This window comes from Cupriavidus sp. JZ107 (assembly GCF_053903255.1).
On sequence record NZ_CP096480.1, the window covers coordinates 1,848,920 to 1,869,907 of the forward strand.

At 65.8% G+C, this 20,988-nt stretch carries 24 protein-coding genes and 2 tRNA genes; 13 read left to right on the forward strand and 13 right to left on the reverse strand.

Annotation, left to right across the window (positions count from 1 at the left end; all coding sequences use genetic code 11):
* The first annotated feature begins 2 nt into the window (after positions 1-2).
* Positions 3-926 carry an EamA family transporter gene (locus tag M1D55_RS07910; protein ID WP_456280594.1) on the forward strand — a complete coding sequence of 308 codons (924 nt, stop codon included), beginning with the start codon at positions 3-5 and terminating at the stop codon, positions 924-926.
* A gap of 4 nt (positions 927-930) precedes the next feature.
* Here the strand turns inward: M1D55_RS07910 and M1D55_RS07915 are convergent, their stop codons facing one another.
* Complete coding sequence (locus M1D55_RS07915) at positions 931-1,101, reverse strand: hypothetical protein (RefSeq protein ID WP_006576660.1); 171 nt, start codon at positions 1,099-1,101, stop codon at positions 931-933.
* 252 nt (positions 1,102-1,353) lie between these two features.
* Here M1D55_RS07915 and M1D55_RS07920 point away from each other — a divergent pair, with 252 nt between their 5' ends.
* A complete protein-coding gene (locus tag M1D55_RS07920) occupies positions 1,354-2,244 on the forward strand; it encodes a DUF72 domain-containing protein (protein WP_456280595.1) in 891 nt (296 codons plus the stop codon).
* On the opposite strand, the gene M1D55_RS07925 is transcribed toward M1D55_RS07920, so the two are convergent.
* Positions 2,241-3,743 (reverse strand): argininosuccinate lyase, encoded by a 1,503-nt coding sequence (locus M1D55_RS07925; RefSeq protein WP_456280596.1) that lies wholly within the window; start codon positions 3,741-3,743, stop codon positions 2,241-2,243. The two genes, M1D55_RS07920 and M1D55_RS07925, sit on opposite strands and share 4 nt — an antisense overlap.
* 149 nt (positions 3,744-3,892) lie before the next feature.
* Here M1D55_RS07925 and M1D55_RS07930 point away from each other — a divergent pair, with 149 nt between their 5' ends.
* The 4 genes from M1D55_RS07930 to M1D55_RS07945 all read left to right on the forward strand — a co-directional run bounded on the left by M1D55_RS07930 (position 3,893) and on the right by M1D55_RS07945 (position 6,757).
* Positions 3,893-4,717: an AraC family transcriptional regulator gene (locus tag M1D55_RS07930; RefSeq protein ID WP_456280597.1), complete on the forward strand. Its 825-nt coding sequence runs from the start codon at positions 3,893-3,895 to the stop codon at positions 4,715-4,717.
* Between the two features lie 90 nt (positions 4,718-4,807).
* A complete protein-coding gene (locus M1D55_RS07935) occupies positions 4,808-5,209 on the forward strand; it encodes a cupin domain-containing protein (RefSeq protein WP_456280598.1) in 402 nt (133 codons plus the stop codon).
* Positions 5,210-5,400: 191 nt separating this feature from the next.
* The gene (locus tag M1D55_RS07940; protein ID WP_456280599.1) at positions 5,401-5,865 is read left to right on the forward strand and encodes an Rrf2 family transcriptional regulator; all 465 of its coding nucleotides are present in this window, start codon (positions 5,401-5,403) and stop codon (positions 5,863-5,865) included.
* Positions 5,855-6,757, forward strand: coding sequence for an NAD(P)/FAD-dependent oxidoreductase (locus M1D55_RS07945; RefSeq protein WP_456280600.1), 903 nt, complete (start codon positions 5,855-5,857; stop codon positions 6,755-6,757). The genes M1D55_RS07940 and M1D55_RS07945 overlap by 11 nt, the downstream gene beginning before the upstream one ends.
* 13 nt (positions 6,758-6,770) lie before the next feature.
* On the opposite strand, the gene M1D55_RS07950 is transcribed toward M1D55_RS07945, so the two are convergent.
* From M1D55_RS07950 to M1D55_RS07985, 8 genes are all read right to left on the reverse strand, one after another.
* On the reverse strand, positions 6,771-6,950 hold the full coding sequence (locus M1D55_RS07950) for a hypothetical protein (RefSeq protein ID WP_064576286.1): 180 nt from the start codon (positions 6,948-6,950) through the stop codon (positions 6,771-6,773).
* A 115-nt stretch (positions 6,951-7,065) separates the two neighbouring features.
* Positions 7,066-7,458, reverse strand: a complete 393-nt coding sequence (locus M1D55_RS07955) for a GFA family protein (protein ID WP_456280601.1) — start codon at positions 7,456-7,458, stop codon at positions 7,066-7,068.
* Positions 7,459-7,490: 32 nt separating this feature from the next.
* Entirely contained in the window at positions 7,491-7,997 is a 507-nt protein-coding gene (locus M1D55_RS07960; RefSeq protein WP_456280602.1) for a GNAT family N-acetyltransferase, read from the reverse strand.
* 57 nt (positions 7,998-8,054) lie between these two features.
* Positions 8,055-9,881 (reverse strand): ATP-binding protein, encoded by a 1,827-nt coding sequence (locus tag M1D55_RS07965; RefSeq protein ID WP_456280603.1) that lies wholly within the window; start codon positions 9,879-9,881, stop codon positions 8,055-8,057.
* On the reverse strand, positions 9,878-10,555 hold the full coding sequence (locus M1D55_RS07970; RefSeq protein ID WP_231906481.1) for a LuxR C-terminal-related transcriptional regulator: 678 nt from the start codon (positions 10,553-10,555) through the stop codon (positions 9,878-9,880). The genes M1D55_RS07965 and M1D55_RS07970 overlap by 4 nt, the downstream gene beginning before the upstream one ends.
* 124 nt (positions 10,556-10,679) lie before the next feature.
* Positions 10,680-11,045: a glyoxalase superfamily protein gene (locus tag M1D55_RS07975; RefSeq protein WP_456280604.1), complete on the reverse strand. Its 366-nt coding sequence runs from the start codon at positions 11,043-11,045 to the stop codon at positions 10,680-10,682.
* Between the two features lie 103 nt (positions 11,046-11,148).
* On the reverse strand, positions 11,149-11,937 hold the full coding sequence (locus M1D55_RS07980; protein ID WP_456281328.1) for an alpha/beta hydrolase: 789 nt from the start codon (positions 11,935-11,937) through the stop codon (positions 11,149-11,151).
* Positions 11,938-12,052: 115 nt separating this feature from the next.
* Positions 12,053-12,937, reverse strand: coding sequence for a LysR substrate-binding domain-containing protein (locus M1D55_RS07985; protein ID WP_006576645.1), 885 nt, complete (start codon positions 12,935-12,937; stop codon positions 12,053-12,055).
* Positions 12,938-13,071: 134 nt separating this feature from the next.
* Between M1D55_RS07985 and M1D55_RS07990 the strand changes: the two genes are divergently transcribed.
* The 4 genes from M1D55_RS07990 to M1D55_RS08005 all read left to right on the forward strand — a co-directional run bounded on the left by M1D55_RS07990 (position 13,072) and on the right by M1D55_RS08005 (position 18,172).
* Entirely contained in the window at positions 13,072-13,752 is a 681-nt protein-coding gene (locus tag M1D55_RS07990) for an NAD(P)H-dependent oxidoreductase (protein WP_440268236.1), read from the forward strand.
* Positions 13,753-14,073: 321 nt separating this feature from the next.
* Positions 14,074-14,724: a response regulator transcription factor gene (locus tag M1D55_RS07995; protein ID WP_043436556.1), complete on the forward strand. Its 651-nt coding sequence runs from the start codon at positions 14,074-14,076 to the stop codon at positions 14,722-14,724.
* Positions 14,721-16,538 carry an ATP-binding response regulator gene (locus M1D55_RS08000; RefSeq protein ID WP_006576642.1) on the forward strand — a complete coding sequence of 606 codons (1,818 nt, stop codon included), beginning with the start codon at positions 14,721-14,723 and terminating at the stop codon, positions 16,536-16,538. Before M1D55_RS07995 ends, M1D55_RS08000 begins: the two co-directional genes overlap by 4 nt.
* A gap of 140 nt (positions 16,539-16,678) precedes the next feature.
* The gene (locus M1D55_RS08005) at positions 16,679-18,172 is read left to right on the forward strand and encodes an aldehyde dehydrogenase family protein (RefSeq protein ID WP_456280605.1); all 1,494 of its coding nucleotides are present in this window, start codon (positions 16,679-16,681) and stop codon (positions 18,170-18,172) included.
* 111 nt (positions 18,173-18,283) lie between these two features.
* On the opposite strand, the gene M1D55_RS08010 is transcribed toward M1D55_RS08005, so the two are convergent.
* The 3 genes from M1D55_RS08010 to M1D55_RS08020 form a co-directional block, all read right to left on the reverse strand.
* Complete coding sequence (locus M1D55_RS08010; RefSeq protein WP_043436551.1) at positions 18,284-18,880, reverse strand: CDP-alcohol phosphatidyltransferase family protein; 597 nt, start codon at positions 18,878-18,880, stop codon at positions 18,284-18,286.
* Between the two features lie 165 nt (positions 18,881-19,045).
* Positions 19,046-19,513, reverse strand: a complete 468-nt coding sequence (locus M1D55_RS08015; RefSeq protein ID WP_456280606.1) for a DUF2127 domain-containing protein — start codon at positions 19,511-19,513, stop codon at positions 19,046-19,048.
* Positions 19,514-19,551: 38 nt separating this feature from the next.
* Positions 19,552-19,947 (reverse strand): NINE protein, encoded by a 396-nt coding sequence (locus M1D55_RS08020; protein WP_197498343.1) that lies wholly within the window; start codon positions 19,945-19,947, stop codon positions 19,552-19,554.
* A 155-nt stretch (positions 19,948-20,102) separates the two neighbouring features.
* Between M1D55_RS08020 and M1D55_RS08025 the strand changes: the two genes are divergently transcribed.
* From M1D55_RS08025 to M1D55_RS08035, 3 genes are all read left to right on the forward strand, one after another.
* Positions 20,103-20,178 (forward strand) — tRNA-Glu (locus M1D55_RS08025).
* A gap of 37 nt (positions 20,179-20,215) precedes the next feature.
* Positions 20,216-20,292, forward strand: a tRNA-Asp gene (locus M1D55_RS08030).
* A gap of 161 nt (positions 20,293-20,453) precedes the next feature.
* Positions 20,454-20,948, forward strand: a complete 495-nt coding sequence (locus tag M1D55_RS08035) for a GFA family protein (RefSeq protein ID WP_456280607.1) — start codon at positions 20,454-20,456, stop codon at positions 20,946-20,948.
* Positions 20,949-20,988: the final 40 nt, after the last annotated feature.

Genomic DNA, 20,988 nt, shown 5'->3' on the forward strand with positions numbered 1-20,988 from the left:
CCATGAACCGCACCACCGACCTGCTGCTGACGGGCCTGGCCCCGGCGATCTGGGGCAGCACCTATGTCGTCACGACGGGCCTGCTGCCCGACGGCTATCCGCTGACGGTAGCCATGCTGCGCGCCCTTCCCGCCGGCCTGCTGCTGTTGCTGTGGGTCCGCCAATTTCCGCAGCGCGGCTGGTGGCTGCGCGTATTGGTGCTCGGCGCACTGAATTTCTCGGTGTTCTGGGCGATGCTGTTCGTCAGCGCCTATCGCTTGCCGGGTGGCGTGGCCGCGACGCTGGGCGCCGTGCAACCGCTGATCGTGATCCTGTTCTCCCGGCTGCTGCTCGGCAGCGCAATCCGGCCCGTTGCCGTGATCGCCGCGATGGGCGGCATGGTGGGCGTGGCCCTGCTGGTGCTGACGCCGAAGGCCGCGCTGGACGCCACCGGCGTGGCCGCGGGACTGCTGGGCGCAGCATCGATGGCGCTCGGCACGGTGCTGACGCGCCGCTGGCAACCGCCCGTGTCCGCGCTGACCTTCACCGCATGGCAACTGGTGGCGGGGGGCCTGTTGCTGCTGCCGGTGGCGCTGTGGATCGAGCCACCGCTCGGGCAGCTGACGCAGGCCAACGTGGCGGGCTTTCTCTATCTGGGATTGATCGGCGCCGCGCTGACCTATGTGCTGTGGTTTCGCGGCATCGCGCGGCTGGAACCGTCGGTGGTAGCGTCGCTGGGATTTCTCAGCCCGCTAAGCGCGGTGCTGCTGGGATGGGGCTTGCTGGATCAGTGGCTCAGCGCGCCGCAATTGGCCGGCATGGTGCTGGTGCTCGCCAGCATGTGGTTGAGCCAACGCGCGGCGGCGGTCCGGACGGTGGCGCCGCCGTTGCGGCAGGCGCCCCATTCATCCGAATCGCACGGATCCGCGCGGAATGGCCGCGCCTGATGCGCTATGACGGGTCCTTGGTACGGGTGCGCGACACCGCGCCCATGATGCCAAGACCCAGCACGATCACACAGGCGATGGCCACATAGGTCTCCGGCACGCCGGCCGTGATCAGGCCCCACGCAATGCCGCCGACGAGGATCAACAGTCCAATCAGGAATAGTGCAAACGACATAACCCAGCTCCTGGCAATTGCCGCGCGTTGCCGTAATCGGCTGCGGCTTAAGTGCAATGTAGGGGCCATGCCGCGCGGCAGGGATCGGTCGGCAACGGAGACTCGCGTAGGCCGGTTCCTACGCGCACGGTGGATGTCGCGGCACCTGTTGGTTGCGCGCATTCGGCCTATGATCGTCCATATCGATCATTCGTCGCCCAGCGAGGCCATCGCCACGACGCAAGGCGAATCGGCCGCCGCCGGCGCAATCCGATGACTATTCGAATCGGCATCTCGGGATGGCGCTACGAGGGCTGGCGTGGCGTCTTCTATCCGAAGGGACTGGCCCAGGCGCGCGAACTCGAATTCGCCGCGCGCGCGGTCGACACCATCGAGATCAACGGCTCGCATTACTCGCTGCAGACCATCGGCAGTTACCGTGCCTGGTACGAGGCCACGCCGCCCGGCTTCGTCTTTGCCGTCAAGGGGCCGCGCTATCTGACCCATATGCTGCGCTTCCGCGACGAAAAGGCGCGCCCGGCCCTGGCGAACTTCTTTGCCTCCGGCGTTCTGGCGTTGCAGGAAAAGCTGGGGCCCTTCCTGTGGCAATTCCCGCCGAATTTCAGCTTCAAACCCGAACGGCTGGAGCGCTTCCTGGCGATGCTGCCCCGCAATACCGAGGAAGCGAGAAAGCTCGCCCGGGAGCACGATGGCCGCGTCAAGCAACCGTGGTTCGAGCCGACGCGCAAACGCCGGCTGCGCCACGCCATCGAGATCCGGCACGCCAGCTTCTGCACGCGGGAATTCCCCGCGCTGCTGCGCAAGCATCGGGTGGCGCTGGTGGTCTCCGATGCGGTGGCGGACTGGCCCTACGTCGAGGACGTGACCGCGGATTTCGTCTATCTGCGGCTGCACGGCACGGAGACCTTGTATGGCGGCTCCTATTCGGATCCCGCGCTCGATCGCTGGGCCGATCGCCTGAGCGCGTGGGGCGGCGGCGGAGAACCGGACGACGCCAAGCGTATTTCTCACATCAAGGCACGCAAGGCGGCGCGGCGCGACGTGTACTGCTATTTTGATAACGACATGAAGGTCAAGGCGCCATTCGATGCGCAGCGGTTGATCGAACGGCTTTCATCGGATCAACATCGCGCCCGGGCCTAGTTCGCGGCCTTCACCAGCTTGCTGAAATCCCGATCCAGCCGGGCCAGCGATGCGTCGATCCGGCCGCGCTTTTCCTTGATCCAGGCGTCCTGCTGCGCCAACGTCTGCTTCGCGGCCTTCAGCATCCGCTCCATTTCGGCAGGCTGCGGACCGCCAACGGTGGCGCGGTGGCGAACGATCGCCACCGGATCCAGCGTGGCCCGGAATTCCGCTTCGCTCATCGGCAATTGCGCGGGCCCCTGGCCCTTGACCGCCTCCGCATAGATGCGCTGCGCCTGCGCATATGGAAATTCGCTGGGCCGGATATTGTTCGCCTTCGCGTAATCGACCACTTCCGATGCGAAATGATGACCCACGCGGAACGGCAGCTTGTATTTGCGCATCAGCACGTCGGCCAGTTCCTGCGAAGCTGTCCAGTCGCTGTTCAGTTCTTCCAGCGCGCGCTCCGGGCTGATCACCAGCGCGTTCAGGATCTTGTCCCAGCCCTGCAGCACGCGGATCGCACTCTGGACCATGTCGCTGTTGGGCTTGACCTCCTTGGCGTCGCCCATCCCCGGCGTGATGTTGTGCGCCTGGATGACCGGCCCCATCGCCAGCGTGACCGCCGTCGAGGCATGCCGGCGCGTCGTATTGAGCAGGCCGGGGTTGCGCTTTTGCGGCATCGCGCTGGAGACATAGGTATTGCTGCCGCCCTCCTGCAGCAGCATCCAAGGACGCGACTGCGCATACTGCGTCATCACGTCCTCGATGAAATTGCCCGCATGCAGCGCAATGCTGGTGACGATCGCGCCAACCTCGACCGGTTGCTCGGTCGAGGAGATCTGAGCGGCATCGTAGGCGTTGTCGACGATCGCCGAGAAGCCCAGATAGTCGGCCATCCGCGTGCGATTCAGCGGCCAGCTGGTGCCGTTCAATACCGTGGTTCCCATCGGCGAGCGGTCGATGCGCGCATAGGCCTCGCGAATCCGCTGCGCGTCGCGTTCCAGTCCGGCCGCATGCCCCAGCAGATAGTGGCCGAGGCTGTTAGGCTGCGCCGCCACGCCATTGGTGTAGTTCGGCACGATGGTATTGGCGTGCTTCTCGGCCAGCGACACCAGCGATCGGCTCGTCCTGTTCAACTGGTCGGCCAGGCTCAGCAGGTGGTCGCGCAGGATCGCCGCGCGGTACGTCGCATGCATGTCCTGGCTCGACCGCCCTGCATGCAGCAGCGTCACCTCGACGCCGGCCGCCTGGATCAGCAAGGGCTCGAAGGTGATCACCGTGGAAGGCCGCTTGCCGCCGGGCCGATTGCCGTCCTCCAGCACCTTGACGATGCCCGCCGCGATGCGCGGCGCGAGTGACTTGTCCAATAGCCCCTCATCGGTATTGATGACGGTGGTGGCCTTGTTGATCTCGCCTAGCCAATAGAATTCGTCGCGATTGACGGCGGATTGCGCAAAGGCGGGAACGGCATGGGCGGATATCGCCAAGGCAAGAATGCCAATTCGGGTTTTCAACATGGCGGGTTCGCTTGTCTCTTTATTCGGTAGTTATTCGGCGGCGGGAACAGGAAGCCCCCGGGATTACAGCGGATTGCAGGTAAGGGCGCAAGGCTATACATTCTGCAGACAATGCCCCGCATCATTGCCGCTTGGAACCCTTCTCAATCATGACAACACGCCGCGCCGAAAGCCCCGATTGGGTGCATCGCGCCGAGCCAGCGCAAGGCGTCGAGCGCATCGAGGCTTTTCTCACCGGCAATGCCTATTCGATGCATCGGCACGATACCTATGCGATCGGGCGCACGCTGGCCGGCGTGCAATGCTTCCAGTATCGGCGCAGCCTGCGCGCGAGCCTGCCGGGCAAGACCATCGTGCTGCATCCGGACGAGCCGCACGACGGACAGGCCGGTACCGACGAGGGCTTTCGCTACCGGATGCTCTATATCGAGCCCGCGGTATTCCAGGCGGTGCTCGGCGGCAAGCCGCTACCATTCATCGAAGGCGGCATCAGCGACGACCCGCGCTTGTTCGCCGCCACCGCGGCGCTGCTGCAGCAGCCGGATACGCGGCTCGATCCGCTGGAACAGGACGACGGCATGGTCGAGCTTGCGCTGGCGCTCGACGCCGCTTCCGGTGCCAGGCCACTGCGCCCCTCCTGCGACTTCCGGGCGGCCCAGCTGGCGCGCGACTATCTGCATGCCTCGTCGCATCGCATCGTCACGCTGGAAGAGCTGGCCGCCGCCTGCGGACGAGACCGCTGGAGCCTGTCGCGCGATTTCCGCACGTTCTACGGCACCAGCCCCTACCATTACCTGACGATGCGGCGCCTGGAGACGGCACGCCGCCTGATGCAGAGCGGCGTCGGACTGGCCGACTGCGCGGCCGCCGCCGGTTTTGCCGATCAGAGCCATATGACCCGGCACTTCACCAGGGCGTACGGCATTCCCCCGGCCAGGTGGCTGGGCATGGTGCGCGCCGCCGGCGGCCGCTGATTCTGCGCGCCAATCCGGCTCGCACGATCGTTCAAGACGCCGCCGCAGCATCCGCCTACGCTGTGCTCTCCGCATCCATGGAGAGCACTCATGCAAGCCAACAATCACGCGGCCCCGGCCACCCGCGGCCAGGGCACCGCCATCGATTTGATCGACAAGATCGGGCAAATCGACGGCCACTGGCAGCCGCGCGTCGTCGCCGAAATGAATGACTACCAGTTCAAGGTCGTCAAGCTCAAAGGCGATTTCATCTGGCATACGCACGCCGATACCGACGAGACCTTCATCGTGCTGGACGGCGAATTGCGGATCGACCTTCGCGATGGCGCGATCGTGCTGCGCGCCGGCCAGATGGCCGTGGTGCCCAAGGGCATCGAACACAAGCCCTTTGCCGCCGAAGAAGTGAAATTGCTGCTGATCGAGCCGCGCGGCGTGCGCAATACCGGTGAAGAAGGCGGCGAACGGACTGTGCAGAACGACCAGTGGATCTGATCCGTCGGCAGGCAATCCGAACGTAGTCGAATCGCCGACAAGCACTGTCGTCCCCGCGAACGCGGGGATCCAGTGGCTTGCAACGACGCTGGATTCCCGCTTTCGCGGGAACGACGAGATAGCGACCGCGGTCTTGCCAACGCAGCAACAGCCCCTTGACAGTCGGCGTTTCATGTAACACCATAAGTTTCATGAAACGCGATAGCAGACTGTCAGGCGTACTCCACGTCCTGTTGCACATGGCCGAGCACGATGGTCCGGTCACCTCCGAGGTCCTCGCCAAGGCGATGGACACCAATCCCGTGGTCATTCGCCGCGTCATGGCGGGCCTGCGCGAGCAGGGCTACGTGCGCTCGGAAAAGGGACACGGCGGCGGCTGGACGCTCGCCTGCGACCTGTCCACGGTCACGCTGCGCGACGTCTACACCGCGCTCGGCTGCCCCTCGCTGCTCGCCATCGGCAATCGGACCGAGTCGCCCGGTTGCCTGGTCGAGCAGGCCGTCAATGCCGCGCTCGACCAGGCCTTCAACGACGCGCAAGCGCTGTTGCTGGCGCGGCTGGGCGAGGTCACGCTGGCCATGCTGAGCGCCGATTTCCACCAACGGATGGTCGCCCGCGGCGGCCGCCACGATCTGGAGCACGTCCATGCGGTATGACGCCATTGTGATCGGCGGCAGTTTCGCCGGCCTGTCGGCCGCCACCTATATCGCGCGGGCAAGACGATCGGTCTGCATCATCGATGCGGGCGCCCCGCGCAATCGCTTTGCCACGCATTCGCACGGCTTTCTCACGCAGGACGGCAGCAATCCCGGCGCCTTGCTCGCGACCGCGCGGCAGCAGGTCGCCGCCTATCCCACCACGACGTTTATCGAGGGCAAGGCCATCGGCGCGTCCGGAGAATTGGGCGCCTTCTCGGTGAGGCTGGCGAATGGAGAGGTAGTGGAAGGCGCCCGGCTGGTGCTCGCCTATGGCATCTCGGACGAACTGCCCGACCTGCCGGGGCTGAAGGAACGCTGGGGCAAGTCGGTGATTCATTGCCCGTACTGCCATGGCTTCGAATTCAGTGGCCAGCGCTTGGGCGTGCTCAGCATGTCGCCGATGTCGGTCCATCAGGCCATGCTGATTGCCGAATGGGGACCGACCACGCTTTATCTGAATGGCGGCGACAACGCCGACGACACCGTGCTCGCGGAATTGGAGAAGCGTGGCGTATCGATCGAAACGGCGCCGATCAAGGCGCTGCACGGCCAGGGCACGGCGCTATCGGCAATCGAGTTTACCGACGGCCGCACCGCCGCTGTGGATGCGCTTTATCTAGCCGTCCGCAGCAGCCTGAACAGCGACATTGCGCATCAGCTTGGCTGCGAAATGGAGGAAGTGCCGTTCGGTTCGATCATCCGGACCGACGCCCAAAAGAACACCACGGTCCCGGGCGTCTACGCCGCGGGCGATATCGCGCGCGGCATGCATAGCGCGACGTTCGCCAGCGCCGATGGGGTGATGGCCGGGGTGGCGGTGCACCAATCGCTGGTGTTTGGGGCGCGCTAAGCCGCCTGTGGCTTCAATCGCCGGACTTCTCCGGCGGCACCGCCTTTCCCAGCAATTTGCCGAGCAGTCCGGTCTTGGCGGCCGCGCCGCGGCGCTCGGTCTTCGGCGCCGGGCCGCCGCGCTTGGCGCCTGCCTGCTTCATGCTGTTGGCGATCTTCAGGCCTTTGTTCTTTTCGAGGTCAGTTTTCTTCACGGGATCATCTCAGGGGTGGAGCCCGGCATTGTACGCAGGTGAACAGCGGCTCGTCCGCGCTGGCACCTGGCAGATCGTCCATCTTCACGAACATACACCTAGCCACCGCAAGAACTCAGTGCGGTGCCTTGTCGAATGACCGCGTCAGTTCCGTATCCGCCAACCACTCGGCCTGCTCGCACACCCAGATATGCGCGGCCGGCCGCTGGCCCGGATCTTCGTCCAGCGTCGCAACGCGGAGGATGACCTGATCCTGATGGATCCATTCAGCCATCAGGTGGCTGCCGCATTGCTTGCAAAAATGGCGCAGCTTGCCAGGCGATGACTCGAACGAGCCGAGAAACGGTTTTCCCTTCAGCCACTGGAAATCGGTCCGATCCACCCTCGCCGTCGTGGCAAAGGAAGCGGCATGCGCCTTTCGGCATTTGCGGCAATGGCAATGGACAATCTGACCGGCCAATGCCCGGGCTTCATATTCGATCTCGCCGCAGAGGCAGCTTCCTTTCATGTCTCGCTCCTGTTGGCGCAGGCGCACGCACGCTACCCGGTCACCCAAAACGCCTCGTCATACTGCACCGTCCCCGTCGGCCAGCCCCCTTTCAAGCGCACCGCCTGGAAGTATTCCGGCGGCACGTCGGGCAAGACGAGATCCGCGCGGCAAACGAAGCCGAAGCGTCCGTAGTAGCCAGGCTCGCCGAGCACCACGCAGCCCCGTGCGCCTTGCCGGCGCAGCGCGTCCAGTGCCCCGTTCATCAGCAGGGAGCCGACGCCCTTTCCCTGCCATGCGGGAAGTACCGCGATCGGTCCCAGGCCATACCATTTCTCGCTGCCGTCGGAAATTGCAACGGGTGACACCGCGACGTGGCCGACGATCTGGTCGGCGTCCGTGGCGACCAGTGAAATCGACAGCTGTCCTCGCGCGCGCAGCGCATTGACGATCAGCGGCTCGGTGCCGCTGGCATGCGTCGCGCTGCGAAATGCTTCGCCGACGACCGCCTCGATCGTCGGGATGTCGGCTGGTACTTCGTCACGGATCTGAATGGGCATGTTGACCGCCTGCAAGGAATTGGACAGCGATGCAGGCCCGCATCGCCCCCCTTCGAATCACGACGAACGATGCAGCGCCTCTTCGCGCCGCAGCCACTGATACAGCAATGCATGCAACTGCGCCGGCTCCAACGGCTTGCGCAGCACCACATAGCCTTCGCGTTCGGCCTGCAGCAACGCCGGCGAATCGAATTCGCCGCTGACCATCGCGCCGCTGGCGTCGGGACAGCGCTCCAGCAGGTCCTTCAGCACTTCGAAGCCGCTCTCGCCCGAACGCAGGCGCTGGTCGCACAGGATCGCCTGCGGGCGCAGGCCGCCGTCGAGCAGCGCGAACGCCTCGGTAGCCGATGCGGCGAAGCGGGCATCGACGTGCCATGCCTGCATCAGGCTCATCCACGCCCTGACAACCACCGGATCGTCCTCGACGATCAGGCAGCAGCCGCTCAGCGGCGGCAGCGTGCTCGTCGGCCGCGCCTGGGACTCCGTCGTCATCTCCTGCACATGGGCCTGCGCCGGATCCGCGGCGGGAAAGCGCAACCAGAAGCGCGAGCCGCGGCGTTCCACCGAGGTCAGCCCATAGGCGGCACCCATCAGCGTCGCGCAGCGGGCCACCACGGCCAATCCAAGTCCATGGCCCGCGCTATCGATGCGCCATGCATATTCATTGCGATAGTACGGCGAATAGATGCGGCTCTTGTCCTCGTTGGCCACGCCGATGCCCGTATCCCAGACTTCCAGCAGCCAGTCCGCCCCGCGACGCCGGGCGGACAACAGCACGCCGCCCCGCTGCGTGTACCGCAGCGCGTTGTGGACCAGGTTGACCAGCGACTGGCGCAATAACGAGGCGTCCGCCAGCACCGCGGCCGCCTGTTTCGGCACGCGCACGCGCAGATCGAGATCGCGGCTATGCGCCTCCTCGCGGAACAGCGCCGCAACCTCCTCCATGATCGGCGCGAGCGCCACCGGCACATTGCGCGGCATCGCCATGCCCTGCTCGATCTTCGACAGGTCGAGCAGCGAGTTGAACATCAGATGAACCGATCGCACGCTGCGCCGCAGATCGTCCAGCGGCGGAATCAGCGCCGGATCGCGATTGCGCTGAGCGATCGCTTCGATCAGGAAGCCCATCGCATGAACGGGCTGGCGAAGGTCATGGCTGGCGGTGGTCAGGAACAGGTTCTTCGCTCGCAGCGCGTCCTCGGCCGCCTCCTTGGCGAGCCGGTAGCTTTCCGCGAGGCGGATGCCGTCGTCTTCGAGCTGCACCTGCTGACGGAAGAATTGATTGGCGATCAGCGCGTGCCGATAGATCGCGACCGCATACAGCAGCGTCAGCGGCAGCACGAATTGCCAGTGGTCGGGAAAACTCCACGGCACGTTGACGGTGACCACGCCCCAGCAGGCGAAAAAAAAGCGCTGGAAGGCGCCCAGGATCGGCGTCTGGTGCGTGGCGTTGGCGGCCAGGATGGCGGCGAGGCTGATATGCAGCAGCAGCGCGAAGTCGAACGTCACCTGTCCCGCGGTCAACACCGTCGCCATCGACAGGCACAGGCCGTGAACCAGCGCGATCCGCTTGACCACCGGCAGCCAGCGCTCGGCCATCACGGCATCGTCGGACTGCGCCCGCTCGCGCTGATAGTGGCGCCGCTCCAGCTGCATCCAGCCGGCCGCGAGGCAATAGGCCAGCGTCCAGACGAGCAGCGAACGCGCGTCCTTGCCGGTGACGTGAAGCCACGCAACGAACGGCAAGCCGACGAACGGGATGGCGTTGACGCTGAAGACCAGCCGCTGGAACGTCATGTCGACCAGGCGCGCCCTGGCGCGCGGGCTGACGCTCGATTCGGCGGTGGGACGCAGCCCCAGCGGTGGCGACAACGGCTCGCTCACGGTTCGAGCCGTCGTCCGTGCAGCAGCGTGATGGCTTCGACGCGATTGCTGACACCGAGCTTGCCCAGGATGGCCGTCACGTGTTCCTTGGTGGTCTGCTCGGAAATCGCCAGTTCCTTCGCGATCTGCTTGTTCGGCAGCCCGCGCAGCATCAATGCAAGAACCTGGCCCTGCCGGTCGGTCAGGCCGAGATCACGCGGACTCAGTGGCAGTTCGCGCCGCAATGCCGGCGTCAGTTCCGCCGGCGGCATCGCGGGAAACCAGGTTCCCCCCTTGCGCAACGCGGCTACGGCCTGGGCGAACGTCTCCGGCGGCTCGCTTTTGCGCAGAAAGCCATGCGCGCCGGCCTCCATGGCCTTGATCTGCACGCGCGCGTCCTCATCGCCGCTCATCACGAGCAGGCGGCACGATGGCAGCTTTGCGGCGGCCTCTCGCAGCAGCGCAAGGGCGGTGCCGCCGGGCAGCCAGAAATCGACCACCAGCAGGCTGGGAGGACCGTCGTCATCGATCCGTTGAAAGCACTCCTGCGCATTCGCGGCATAGTGCGCCACCGCGTAGTCGCAATGCGTTGTCAGATATCCCGCAATACCGCGCGCCACCAGCGGATGGTCGTCGACGACGATGGCATACGACTGGCGCGCCGGGGCCATGCCCGACGCAATTCGACTCTTCACCAAGCTTTGGCTCCTGACCCCTGCCGAAATAAAGCTTATTTTTTGCGCCAGTGTAATTGATTTCGCACAACGGAATTTGCGCGGCGCCCCGCAACCCCTACTACGGTAGGTGTTCGAAATTTAATTAATCGTGAATGAGCTGACAGAAACGAAGGGAATTACCGAAGGGGTCGACCACCTGCATTTCCTTGCCCCAGTCCATCGTTTCGACGCCGGGCCGCGCATATCGGTATGGTTTCGCCGCCAATTCCCGTTGCAGCATGTCAATGTCGTCGACCCGCAGGAAAACGGCCGTTCCGGGCGTGCCATCGCCATGATGCTCGCTCAGATGCAGCAGCAAGTCCGAGCGCGATATCTGCATGTACAGGGGCAGGCTTTCCTCGAACCGATGCTCCCAGTCGACCGAAAATCCGAGGAAATCGAGATAGAACTCCTTGGCCTTCTCCACCGAGAAGATACGCAGAATTGGAATGGCGGGTGAGAGCTTCATCCGATTGGTTCATTCAATGCAATGACAGAAGCATAACCAATGCGCGACCAAATCCGTAAGTTCCAACATTAATGCAATTACCGTTGGCGCTGATGAACCCGGCTCACGGAGAGACGCCGGCGGGCCCGGCTTCGAGCAAGAAAGCGAGCGCCTGGCGCCACCACGCTCCATCGACACGATCGAACCAGTCGTTGTGGTCGGCACCCGGCACGATGCGCAATTGGCGGCGGGTGCCCAGCGCATCGTGCAGTGCGCGGCCAAAGCGTGCCGGCACGATCCGATCGCGCTCGGCGACCACCACCAATACCGGGCGATCGAATGCGGCGAGATTGGCGACGCTGTCGTAGCGGTCGCGCAAGAGCCAGGTGGTCGGCAACCAGGCGTAGTGATGCGCGGCGATATGGGCCAGCCGGTCCCACGGCGTAATCAGCATCAGGCCGGCAATCCTGTCCCGCTGTTGCGCGGCGGCCGCGGCGACCACGCCGGCGCCGAGCGATTCGCCAATCAGCAGCAGCGGCGCGCCGTAGCGGGAATGGGCCAGCTCGACGATACGCTGAGCATCGGCAACGAAGCTGGCCTCGCCTACCCGGCCCTCGCGCGGCCCGTAGCCCGGATATTCCGCGAGGATCACGCGCAGGCCCTGCGCCACCAGCGCGTCCGCATAGACCTTGCGATGGCCGGCATGACCGGCGTTGCCATGAAACACGATCGCCGTAGCACGGGCCGGACGAGCAGGTTCAGCGAGCAGGCCCAGAAAGTCGTCCTCTCCCGGCCAGGCGCGCAATTCGTCGGACACCAGCGCAGCCACCGGTGCCTTGCTCGGGAAGTACAGGAAGTGGTCCTGCAATGCCGCCAACGATGCGGTCGGGGCCATGCCGGCAATGCACGCCATGCCGAGCGCCACGCTTGCGAGGCGGGCGGCAAGGGCACCACGGTGTCGGGCTGCGATCGGCATGCTTTCCTCCCAGGGCCGCTGGCGGAACCGCCACGATCTGAATGATATGACGCTATTCAGCCCATTCCCGCGCCAGCCAGGCGAGAAATGCGCGCACCGGCGGATGGCGCTCGCGTCCGGGCACGCACAGCGCCGTATAGGCGGCACCGGCTACCGTGATATCGGGCCGGTACGGCTGCAGCATCCCGTTGCGCACGCTGTCGGATACCATGATCGAACTGGCCAGCACCAGCCCCTGTCCCGCGACGGCGGCCTGCAGCGCATAGCTTTCTTCCTCGTAGGCGCGCATCGTCGCGCCATCCTGCAGCCAGCGCACACCGGCGGCATCGCACCACGCCTGCCAGCCATCGTCGTACAGCGTGGAATCGGTCCAGCGAACCGTGATCAGTTCGGGGGCCCCTACGCCGGCCGCCGCGATCCGGGCCGGCGATCCATAGACGCCGAAGGTTTCGCCGAGGCGGCACGCGTTCAGCAGCGAGGGCCAGGCGCTGGTGCCATAGCGGATCGCTACGTCGATGCGCGCGTCCTGATGCAGGTCGACCGGCGCGCCGTCGCTGTCGATCCGTACATGCACATCGGGATGAGCCTGATAGAAGCGTCCGAGCCGCGGCACCAGCCACAGCGCCGCGAACGACATGGTGGTGGTCACCGTCAGCGACCCGGCCGCAGGCTGCGGCAGCAGCTCGTCGATCGCTTGTGCCACATCGAGCAGCGCGCCATGCATTCGATGGAACAGCCGCTCGCCTTCGACCGTCAGCGCGACACCGCGCGGCAAGCGCGTAAACAGCGCCACACCCAGGCAGGACTCCAGTCCGCGCACTTGATGCGATACCGCGGCCGGCGTCACTGACAGCTCGGCCGCGGCGGCCTTGAAGCTCAGATGCCGCGCCGCGGACTCGAATACCCGCAGGGCGGCGATCGGCAAGGAAGCGAACATGCAATGCGCTCCGAAAAATGCGCACAAAACGCTGGGATGAATCCAATTGATCCGACGCGAGAATTGCTCGTTTGTCGCGCCGCAGCCGCCATCCTACAGTCGCCGTGTCGCTACCCCACAATGCAAGGAACATGATGACGGACACCACTGTCTCCCAAACCCCTTCTGCCGGCTCGGTATTGATCCTGGTCGGCAGCCCCCGGCGGGACGGCAATTCGGCGGTGATGGCGCAGGCCGTGCAGCGCGGCGCCGAGCGCGCCGGCCATCCGGTCAAGCTGCGTTTTCTCGACGACCATATCGGCGGGCTGCTGCGCGACTGCCGCCAATGCCGCCGTCCCGATGGCAGCTGCGGCATCGACGACGGCTATCGCGATCTGTTGCTGCAGGACTTCCTGCCGGCGGCCGGCGTGGTGTTCTGCTCGCCGATCTATTGGTATGGCCTGTCGGCGCAGACCAAGGCCTTCTTCGACCGGATGTTCTGCTACTACGCCGCCTCGCATCCGGATTCCGCCAACGTGATGCCCAAGCTCGCCCGCAAGCGGCTGGGGCTCGTGCTGGCCTCGGAGGAAAGCTATGCCGGCGCGGCACTCGGCATCGTCCATCAATTGCAGGAGTATGCCCGCTATACCGATTCGCAATTGGCAGGCGTGGTGCGTGGCACCGGCAATCGCCGCGGCGAGGTGGTACGCGATCCGACCGACGCGATGGCGCAGGCCGAGCGTCTTGGCACGGAGCTGTTTGCGCGCCCCTACAGCGACTATCGCTTCGATACGCCGCGCGATACGCGGGTGTGGCCACTGGACCAGGCTGCATGATGGGGCTGGATCATTGCCGCGAATGACCGCCATGCACGGCGGCCATATCGGTGAACAAGGCCCGGGCAAAAAAATACCCGCAGCCGGGAGGTGCGGGTATTCCAAAGTGGTATGAGCGAGTCGCGGTTCCGCTCAGGGCGCATCCTCGCACCATGCGCCCGTCCCGCCAATAATCCATCCGGACTAGTTGGCGTCCGATCGCGGGCATGGACAAGCGAGCGGGAATCGATTCCAATCCAGCACTGACGAGGGTCGGCAGCCGCGATCGGCGCGCATCGGCCCCGCCGCGCGATGCCGATGACCGGCCCATTCCCGACCACCATGCCCGATGCCCGCCTGCTGCTGATCGACGACCATACGCTGTTCCGAACCGGACTGCGTCTGCTGCTGGCAGACAGCCCGAGCGTGTCCGCGATCGCCGAGGCCGGCACGGTGATGGAGGCGGTGCAACATCATGCCGGCGCGGCGATCGACATCATCCTGCTCGACATCCAGCTGCCGGGCCTGAACGGCATCGAGGGCGTGCGGGTGCTGCGCCGGCATTTCCCCGCGGCGCGCATCCTGATCGTCTCCGGCACGTCCGGCCGCGATGCGATTCCCGCGGACGTGCTGAAGGACGTGGCCGGGTTCCTGCCGAAATCGGCGGATGCCACGCAGATCGAGCAGGCGATTGCCCGCTGCCTGCAGGGCGGCAGCTACTTCTTCCGCGCGGCCGATGACGCCATCGTGCCGGGCCAGTCCGCCACCGGCGCGGCACGCTACCTGCCGAGCCAACTGACACCGCGCCAGCTCGAGGTGCTGGGCCAGCTGGCGCTGGGCCGCTCCAACAAGATCATCGCGCACCATCTCGGCCTGTCGGAGAACACGGTGCGCGTGCATGTCGCCGCCATCCTCGATCACCTTGGCGTGGTCAGCCGCGTCGAGGCCATCATCGAGGCCCAGCGGCGCGGCCTGATACAGGCCGCGCGGTGAAGCCCGCCAGCGGCCGCCGGCGGCTGCCCTTGCTGCCGCGCTTCGACGAGGGCCGGCTGCTGGCCGCGCAGATGGACCTGCTGGACCAGAGCTTCAGCGTCGCCATGGTCGGCTGCGCACTGGCATCCTGGTTCCTGACCGCGGGGCTGGTGCTGTCCGGCGATCGTCCGCTGGCGTGGCCATGGATGGCCGCGATGACGCTGGCCTGCGCCTACGGCGTGCTCGGCCGCCATCGCATGCCGGCCCGCACCAGCGAGGCCGGCGCGCCGTACTACGCGCGCTGGATGACGATGCTGCTGACCTGCATCGGCGCGTTGTGGGGATTGATCGCCCTGCTCTATCTGGATGTTCGTCAACCACCCATCGTCATTTCGGTGCTGTGCTTGATCGCGGGCATGAGCGCCGCTGCGCTCGCGGTGTTCTCGGCCTGCCTGCCGGTCGCCGTCGGCTTCTTCGTGCCGGCGATCCTGCCGGTATGGATCAGTTTCCTGGCCACCGGCGACCCGGACTATCTGCCGATGTTCCTGGCAACGCCTCTCTATCTGATCGTGCTGATCATCTTCGCGCGCAATTACGCGCGCGTGGCGCGGCATTCGATCGCGCTGCGCTTCGAGAATATCGAACTGATCGGCCAGCTGCGCGAACAGACCGCGCGCGCCGAATCGGCCCAGCGCGAGGCCGAACAGGCAAGCCGCGCGAAGTCGGTATTCCTCGCCTCGGCCAGCCACGACCTGCGCCAGCCGCTGCATGCTCTGGGCCTGTTCCTGGTGTCGCTGAGCCGCACCGCGCTCGACGACAAGCAGCGCCAGCTGCTGACGCATATCGAGTCCGCGTCGGATGCCGCGCGGGCGATGCTGAACACCTTGCTCGACTTCTCCAAGCTCGAAGCCGGCGTGGTGCAGGCCCGGCCGATGGCGTTCCGCCTGCAACCGCTGCTCTACCGGCTCGAAAGCGAATTCGCGCCGCTGGCGGAAGCGCGCGGCCTGGTCTACCGGACGCGCGAGACCACCTGCGCCGTGTTTGCCGATCCGGCGCTGGTCGAACTGGTGCTGCGCAATCTGATCGCCAATGCGATCCGCTATACCGAGCGCGGCGGCGTGCTGGTGGGCTGCCGCCGGCGCGGCGAACACGCGGTGGTGGAGGTATGGGATACGGGGATCGGCATCCCGGCGTCGCAGCACGCGGCGATCTTTCAGGAGTTCCATCAGCTCGGCAATCCCGAGCGCGATCAGCGCAAGGGCCTGGGGCTGGGACTGTCGATCGCCAGCGGTCTGGCACGGACGATGTCCACCGAAGTCACGCTGGCGTCGACGCCGCGGCGCGGTTCGGTGTTCCGCATGGCGCTGCCGTGGGTCTGGCTGCCGCCGGCCGGCATCGATGCGCTGGTACATCGACTGCCAAGCGATGCCCCGGCACCGCTGAAGCCGCTGCCCGCGGTGCGCGCGCTGGTCATCGACGACGATCCGCATATCCGGCTGGCGATGACCGAATTGCTGTCGGGCTGGCAATGCGACTGCCGGGCGGCGGAGTCCGAGCGCGATGCGCTGGCCTGCCTGCCGGCGTTCCGGCCCAATCTGATCGTCGCGGACTATCGGCTGCGCGGAAACCGGGATGGCCTGCAGGCCATGGCCGCGCTGCGCAAGCAGTTGGGGGAAGCGGTACCCGCGATCATCATTACCGGCGATACCGCGGCCGACCGGCTGCGCAGCGTGCATGCGAGTGGCACGGTGCTGCTGCACAAGCCCGTGGTCGCCGCGGAGTTGCACGCGGCGATCGTGGCGCTGGTCGCGCCGGAAAGCATGGCGCGGGGTTAGACGCGACCGGCAACAATGCGGCCGTTGCACTTGGATAAGTTTTTTTGATAAATCAATCCGATCTATTAATTGGACTTTGACTGCTGGCTTGCGGACACTGAATCGACACAGCATCGGGGTCGATCCCGTGAGGAGCCATCATGCCGTCGCCGCTTCACTCGCCTGGTTCGCCGAGTTCGCCGATCTGGCCCAACTCTTCCGCGCTGCCGCGGCACGATCTGCTGATCGGCGCCGAGCGCGTCGCGCCCATTTCCGGGGCCTATTCGACCGACATCAATCCCGCCACCGAGGCTCCGATCGCGCTGGTCGCACAAGGCAGTCCGGCCGAGGTCGATCTGGCGGTGCAGACCGCACGCCGCGCGCTGAAGGGCTGGAGCCGCATGCGTGCCGCCGAGCGTGGCCGCATCCTGCAGCGCTTCGCCGATCTGCTCGAGGCCCATCGCGACGAGCTGGTCGCACTGGAAAGCCTTGACGCCGGCAAGCCGCTGGCCGCCGTGCGTCGGCAGGATATGCCGGCGGTGATCGACACCGTGCGCTACTACGCCGGCTGGGCCGACAAGATCCACGGCGACGTGATACCGGCCCGCCCCGATGCGCTGACCTATACCGTGCGCGAACCGGTCGGCGTGGTGGCCGCGATCGTGCCGTGGAATTTCCCGCTGATGATAGGCATGTGGAAGATCGCGCCGGCGCTGGCATGCGGCTGCACCGTGATCGTCAAACCCGCGGAAATTGCACCGCTGTCGGCACTGCGCGTCGGTGAACTGGCGCTCGAAGCGGGCCTGCCGCCCGGCGTGCTCAATATCGTCACCGGCAAGGGCAGCGTGGTAGGCGATGCGCTGGTCGGCCATCCCGGCGTCGACAAGGTGACCTTCACCGGCTCGCCCGGCGTGGGCCGCGGCATCATGCAGGGGGCGGCCGGCAACTTCAAGCGCGTCACGCTCGAACTGGGCGGCAAATCGGCCAACCTCATCTTTGCCGACGCGGATCTCGACGCGGCGGTACGCGCCGCGGCGTCAGGCATTTTCTTCAACGCCGGCCAGGTCTGCTCCGCGGGATCGCGCATCCTCGCGCAACGCGCCGTCTACGACGAGGTGGTCGAGCGGCTCGCCGAACGGGCCCGCGCGATCCGCGTCGGTGACCCGGCCTTGCCCGATACGACGATGGGTCCGCTGGTGTCCAGCGCGCAACTGAAGACGGTGCTCGACTATATCGAGATCGGCAAGCAGGAAGGGGCGTCGGCGGTGGCCGGCGGCATGCGTGTCGGCGAGCGCGGCTACTTCGTCGCGCCCACGGTTTTCGCCAACGTCGCGCACGAGATGCGCATCTCGCAGGAAGAGATCTTCGGCCCGGTGGCCAGCGTGATTCCGTTCGACGACGAGGCCGATGCGATCCGCATCGCCAACGGGACCGCGTTCAGCCTGGCGGCCGGCGTCTGGAGCGCCGACATCGGCCGCGTACACCGCGTCGCCGGCGAGCTGAAGGCCGGCACCGTCTGGATCAATACCTATGGCTATACCGATGTCCGGCTGCCGTGGGGCGGGGCCGGCGACTCGGGACTGGGCCGCGAGCATGGCGACGCGGCGCTGCAGAACTTCACGGAGCCGAAGACCGTGTGGCTGTCGCTGCGATAGCGGCTGCGATAGGAGCTGCAATAAGGGCTGCAATAAGGGCTGCAATAAGGGCTGCGATAAGGGCTGCGATAAGGGGGCTGCGATAAGGGCCTGGGATAGACGATCGCCGCCTCAGAACTTCGGAATCCGCAGCGTCTTGCTGATCATCAGCGAGCCCGACAGCACGAACAGCAGCACGAGCGGATGCAGCACCGCGGGACCGAGCGTCCAGGCACCGCCGAACAGCGCGTCGCCGATGCGCCCCTGCCAGGCGCACAGCGCCAGCACGCCGGTCAGCACCACGCTGGTCGGGATCGGCGTGCCCTCGAAATAGGCGACCTTGCCGCTGGCCCCGGACAGCGATTCGGCCGTGACGTTGAAGCGCGCGAGCCGGCTGACGCCGCAGCAGACGAAATAGATCAGCGCAATCAGGTCCCAGCCGCCGCGCATGCCGGCGGCAAAGGCCAGCGCCGCGGGACCGACGCCGAACGAGATGATGTCGGCCAGCGAATCGAGCTCGCGGCCCAGCGCCGAATGCGCATGGCGCCAGCGCGCGACACGGCCGTCGATCACGTCGAAGAAGAAGGCCGCGGGCGCGAAGGCCGCCGCGATCAGGAAATGCCGCAGCGACTGGCTGTCGATGTAGAACATCGCGAAGAACACCGACGCCATGCCGCAGCCCGCATTGGCCAGCGTGAAGACGTCGGCCAGCGCCAGCTCGCGGATCATCGAGAAATGCCGCGGCCTTGCAGATGGATCGGCCGATGATCGAGTCGGATCGTTCGATTCAGGCATATCGGGCTCCTCGCGTGGTCGGTCTTCGATCGTCCCTTGGCAACCCCGGGCCGTTCCCGTTACAGGCGTTGCAGATATCGTGCCGGGATCAGGGGCCTGTCATCGCTGCGTGCCGCGACGGCGGGCCAGGCTCGCGGCCAGATAGGCAACGATCGCCACGTTGGCGACGGCCACGCCGATGTGTATCCAGGTCGGATGCCGCGCCGCTTCGTAAAGTTCCACCGGAATATAGATCGCGCCGGACCAGACGCCCAGCCATTGGGCCCAGGCGCGCTCGTGCCACAGCCCATAGGCCTCGGCGAAGCGCATCGCCGCATAGACCGCGGCCGACGCGCCGATGGCCCACAGGCGGGGATCGTCGGGATGCGCGGCCAGCGACAGGAAGATCGTCGGATAGCGGCTGCCCGGATTCAGGTGCAGCCGCGCGACGATGGCTTCGGCCAGTGCCTGCGCGTCGCGATGCAGCAGCGCCGCGAGGCCGATCCCGGCCAGCACCACCAGCGCGCCCTTGGCCGCCTCCAGCAGCGCGATGCCTTTCAGGCCCAGGGCGCCTTGCCTGCCTGCCATCGGTCAGCGCTCCGTGCGCATTCGAATCGGTCCGCCGCTCAGGAAAACACGCGGTTCTTGTCGGACACCTGATCGTTGAGCGTCCAGAAGTCGTAGAGCACGCCGATCAGGAAGAAGCCGCCGGTCACCAGATACAGCAGGCCGGTCAGCCATTTGCGCATATACATCCGATGCACGCCGAAGATGCCGAGGAAGGTCAGCAGGATCCAGGCGATATTGAAATCCACGCGGCCGGAGGTGAAACGGCGGTCGGCATCCCGGTCCATGCCGGGAATCAGAAACAGGTCGATCAGCCAGCCGATGCCAAGCAGGCCCAGCGTCAGGAACCAGATCGTGCCCGTTACCGGTTTGCCATAGTAGAAACGATGCGAGCCGGTGAATCCGAAGATCCAGAGCAAATAACCGATCAGCTTGCTGTGCGTGTCCTGAATCATGTCCATCCTCATGTTGTCGTGCCGGAATGATGCCATAGGCATCTACCCTGCCCGCCAATTCGCCAATTGCATCGAAGAGGCTTCACACGCGAAAAAAACGGGGTTATACTTGCGCCCCTCGCGACGCAAAACACAGCGTTAGCGAAACGGTTCCAGTCCCCTTCGTCTAGAGGCCTAGGACATCACCCTTTCACGGTGAGTACAGGGGTTCGAATCCCCTAGGGGACGCCAGCTTGACCGGTCGCCAAAGGCGTCCGGATGCCGACAAGGAGTGGTAGTTCAGTCGGTTAGAATACCGGCCTGTCACGCCGGGGGTCGCGGGTTCGAGTCCCGTCCACTCCGCCAGCAACAAGCAGAAAGCCCGCCGATCGCAAGATCGGCGGGCTTTTTGTTTTGCGCGGCGTCCTCCCTGCATCCCGGCCTGCGGATTGGCATTCGATTGGTATTCCAGCGATCAGCTTCCACAATGGGAACCTCGATCCACCACTCTGGAAGATGAGGTCGCCATGCATCTGGAAGGCTCCTGTCATTGCGGCGCGGTGCATTTCAGCGTCGAGTCGTCTTCGTATTACCCGTTCATGCATTGCCATTGCTCGATCTGCCGCAAGACGGCGGGCTCGGGCGGTTATGCGATCAATCTGGGCGCCGACGCCAACACGCTGCGCGTACGGGGCCGCAAGCATCTGGGCATCTATCACGCCGTGATGCGCGAGCCGGGCAAGCGCGCGACCCGCTCGCCGGCATCGCGCCATTTCTGCCTGCAATGCGGCAGCCCGCTGTGGCTATGGGACCCGCGCTGGCCGGAGCTGGTCCATCCGCATGCGTCGGCGATCGATACCCCGCTGCCGCGGCCGCCCGAGGTCGTCGAGGCGGCGCTGGACTTTGCGGCGCCCTGGGTCGACGTGCCGCGCGGCAAGGGCCATATCCATTGCGGCCAGTGGCCCGAGGAGTCGCTGGCGCAATGGCATGCCCGTCATGGTCTCGGCGACGGCCAGCGCTGAACACCGAACATCCCTTTGCGCAAAGCCGCCATGCGGCCCG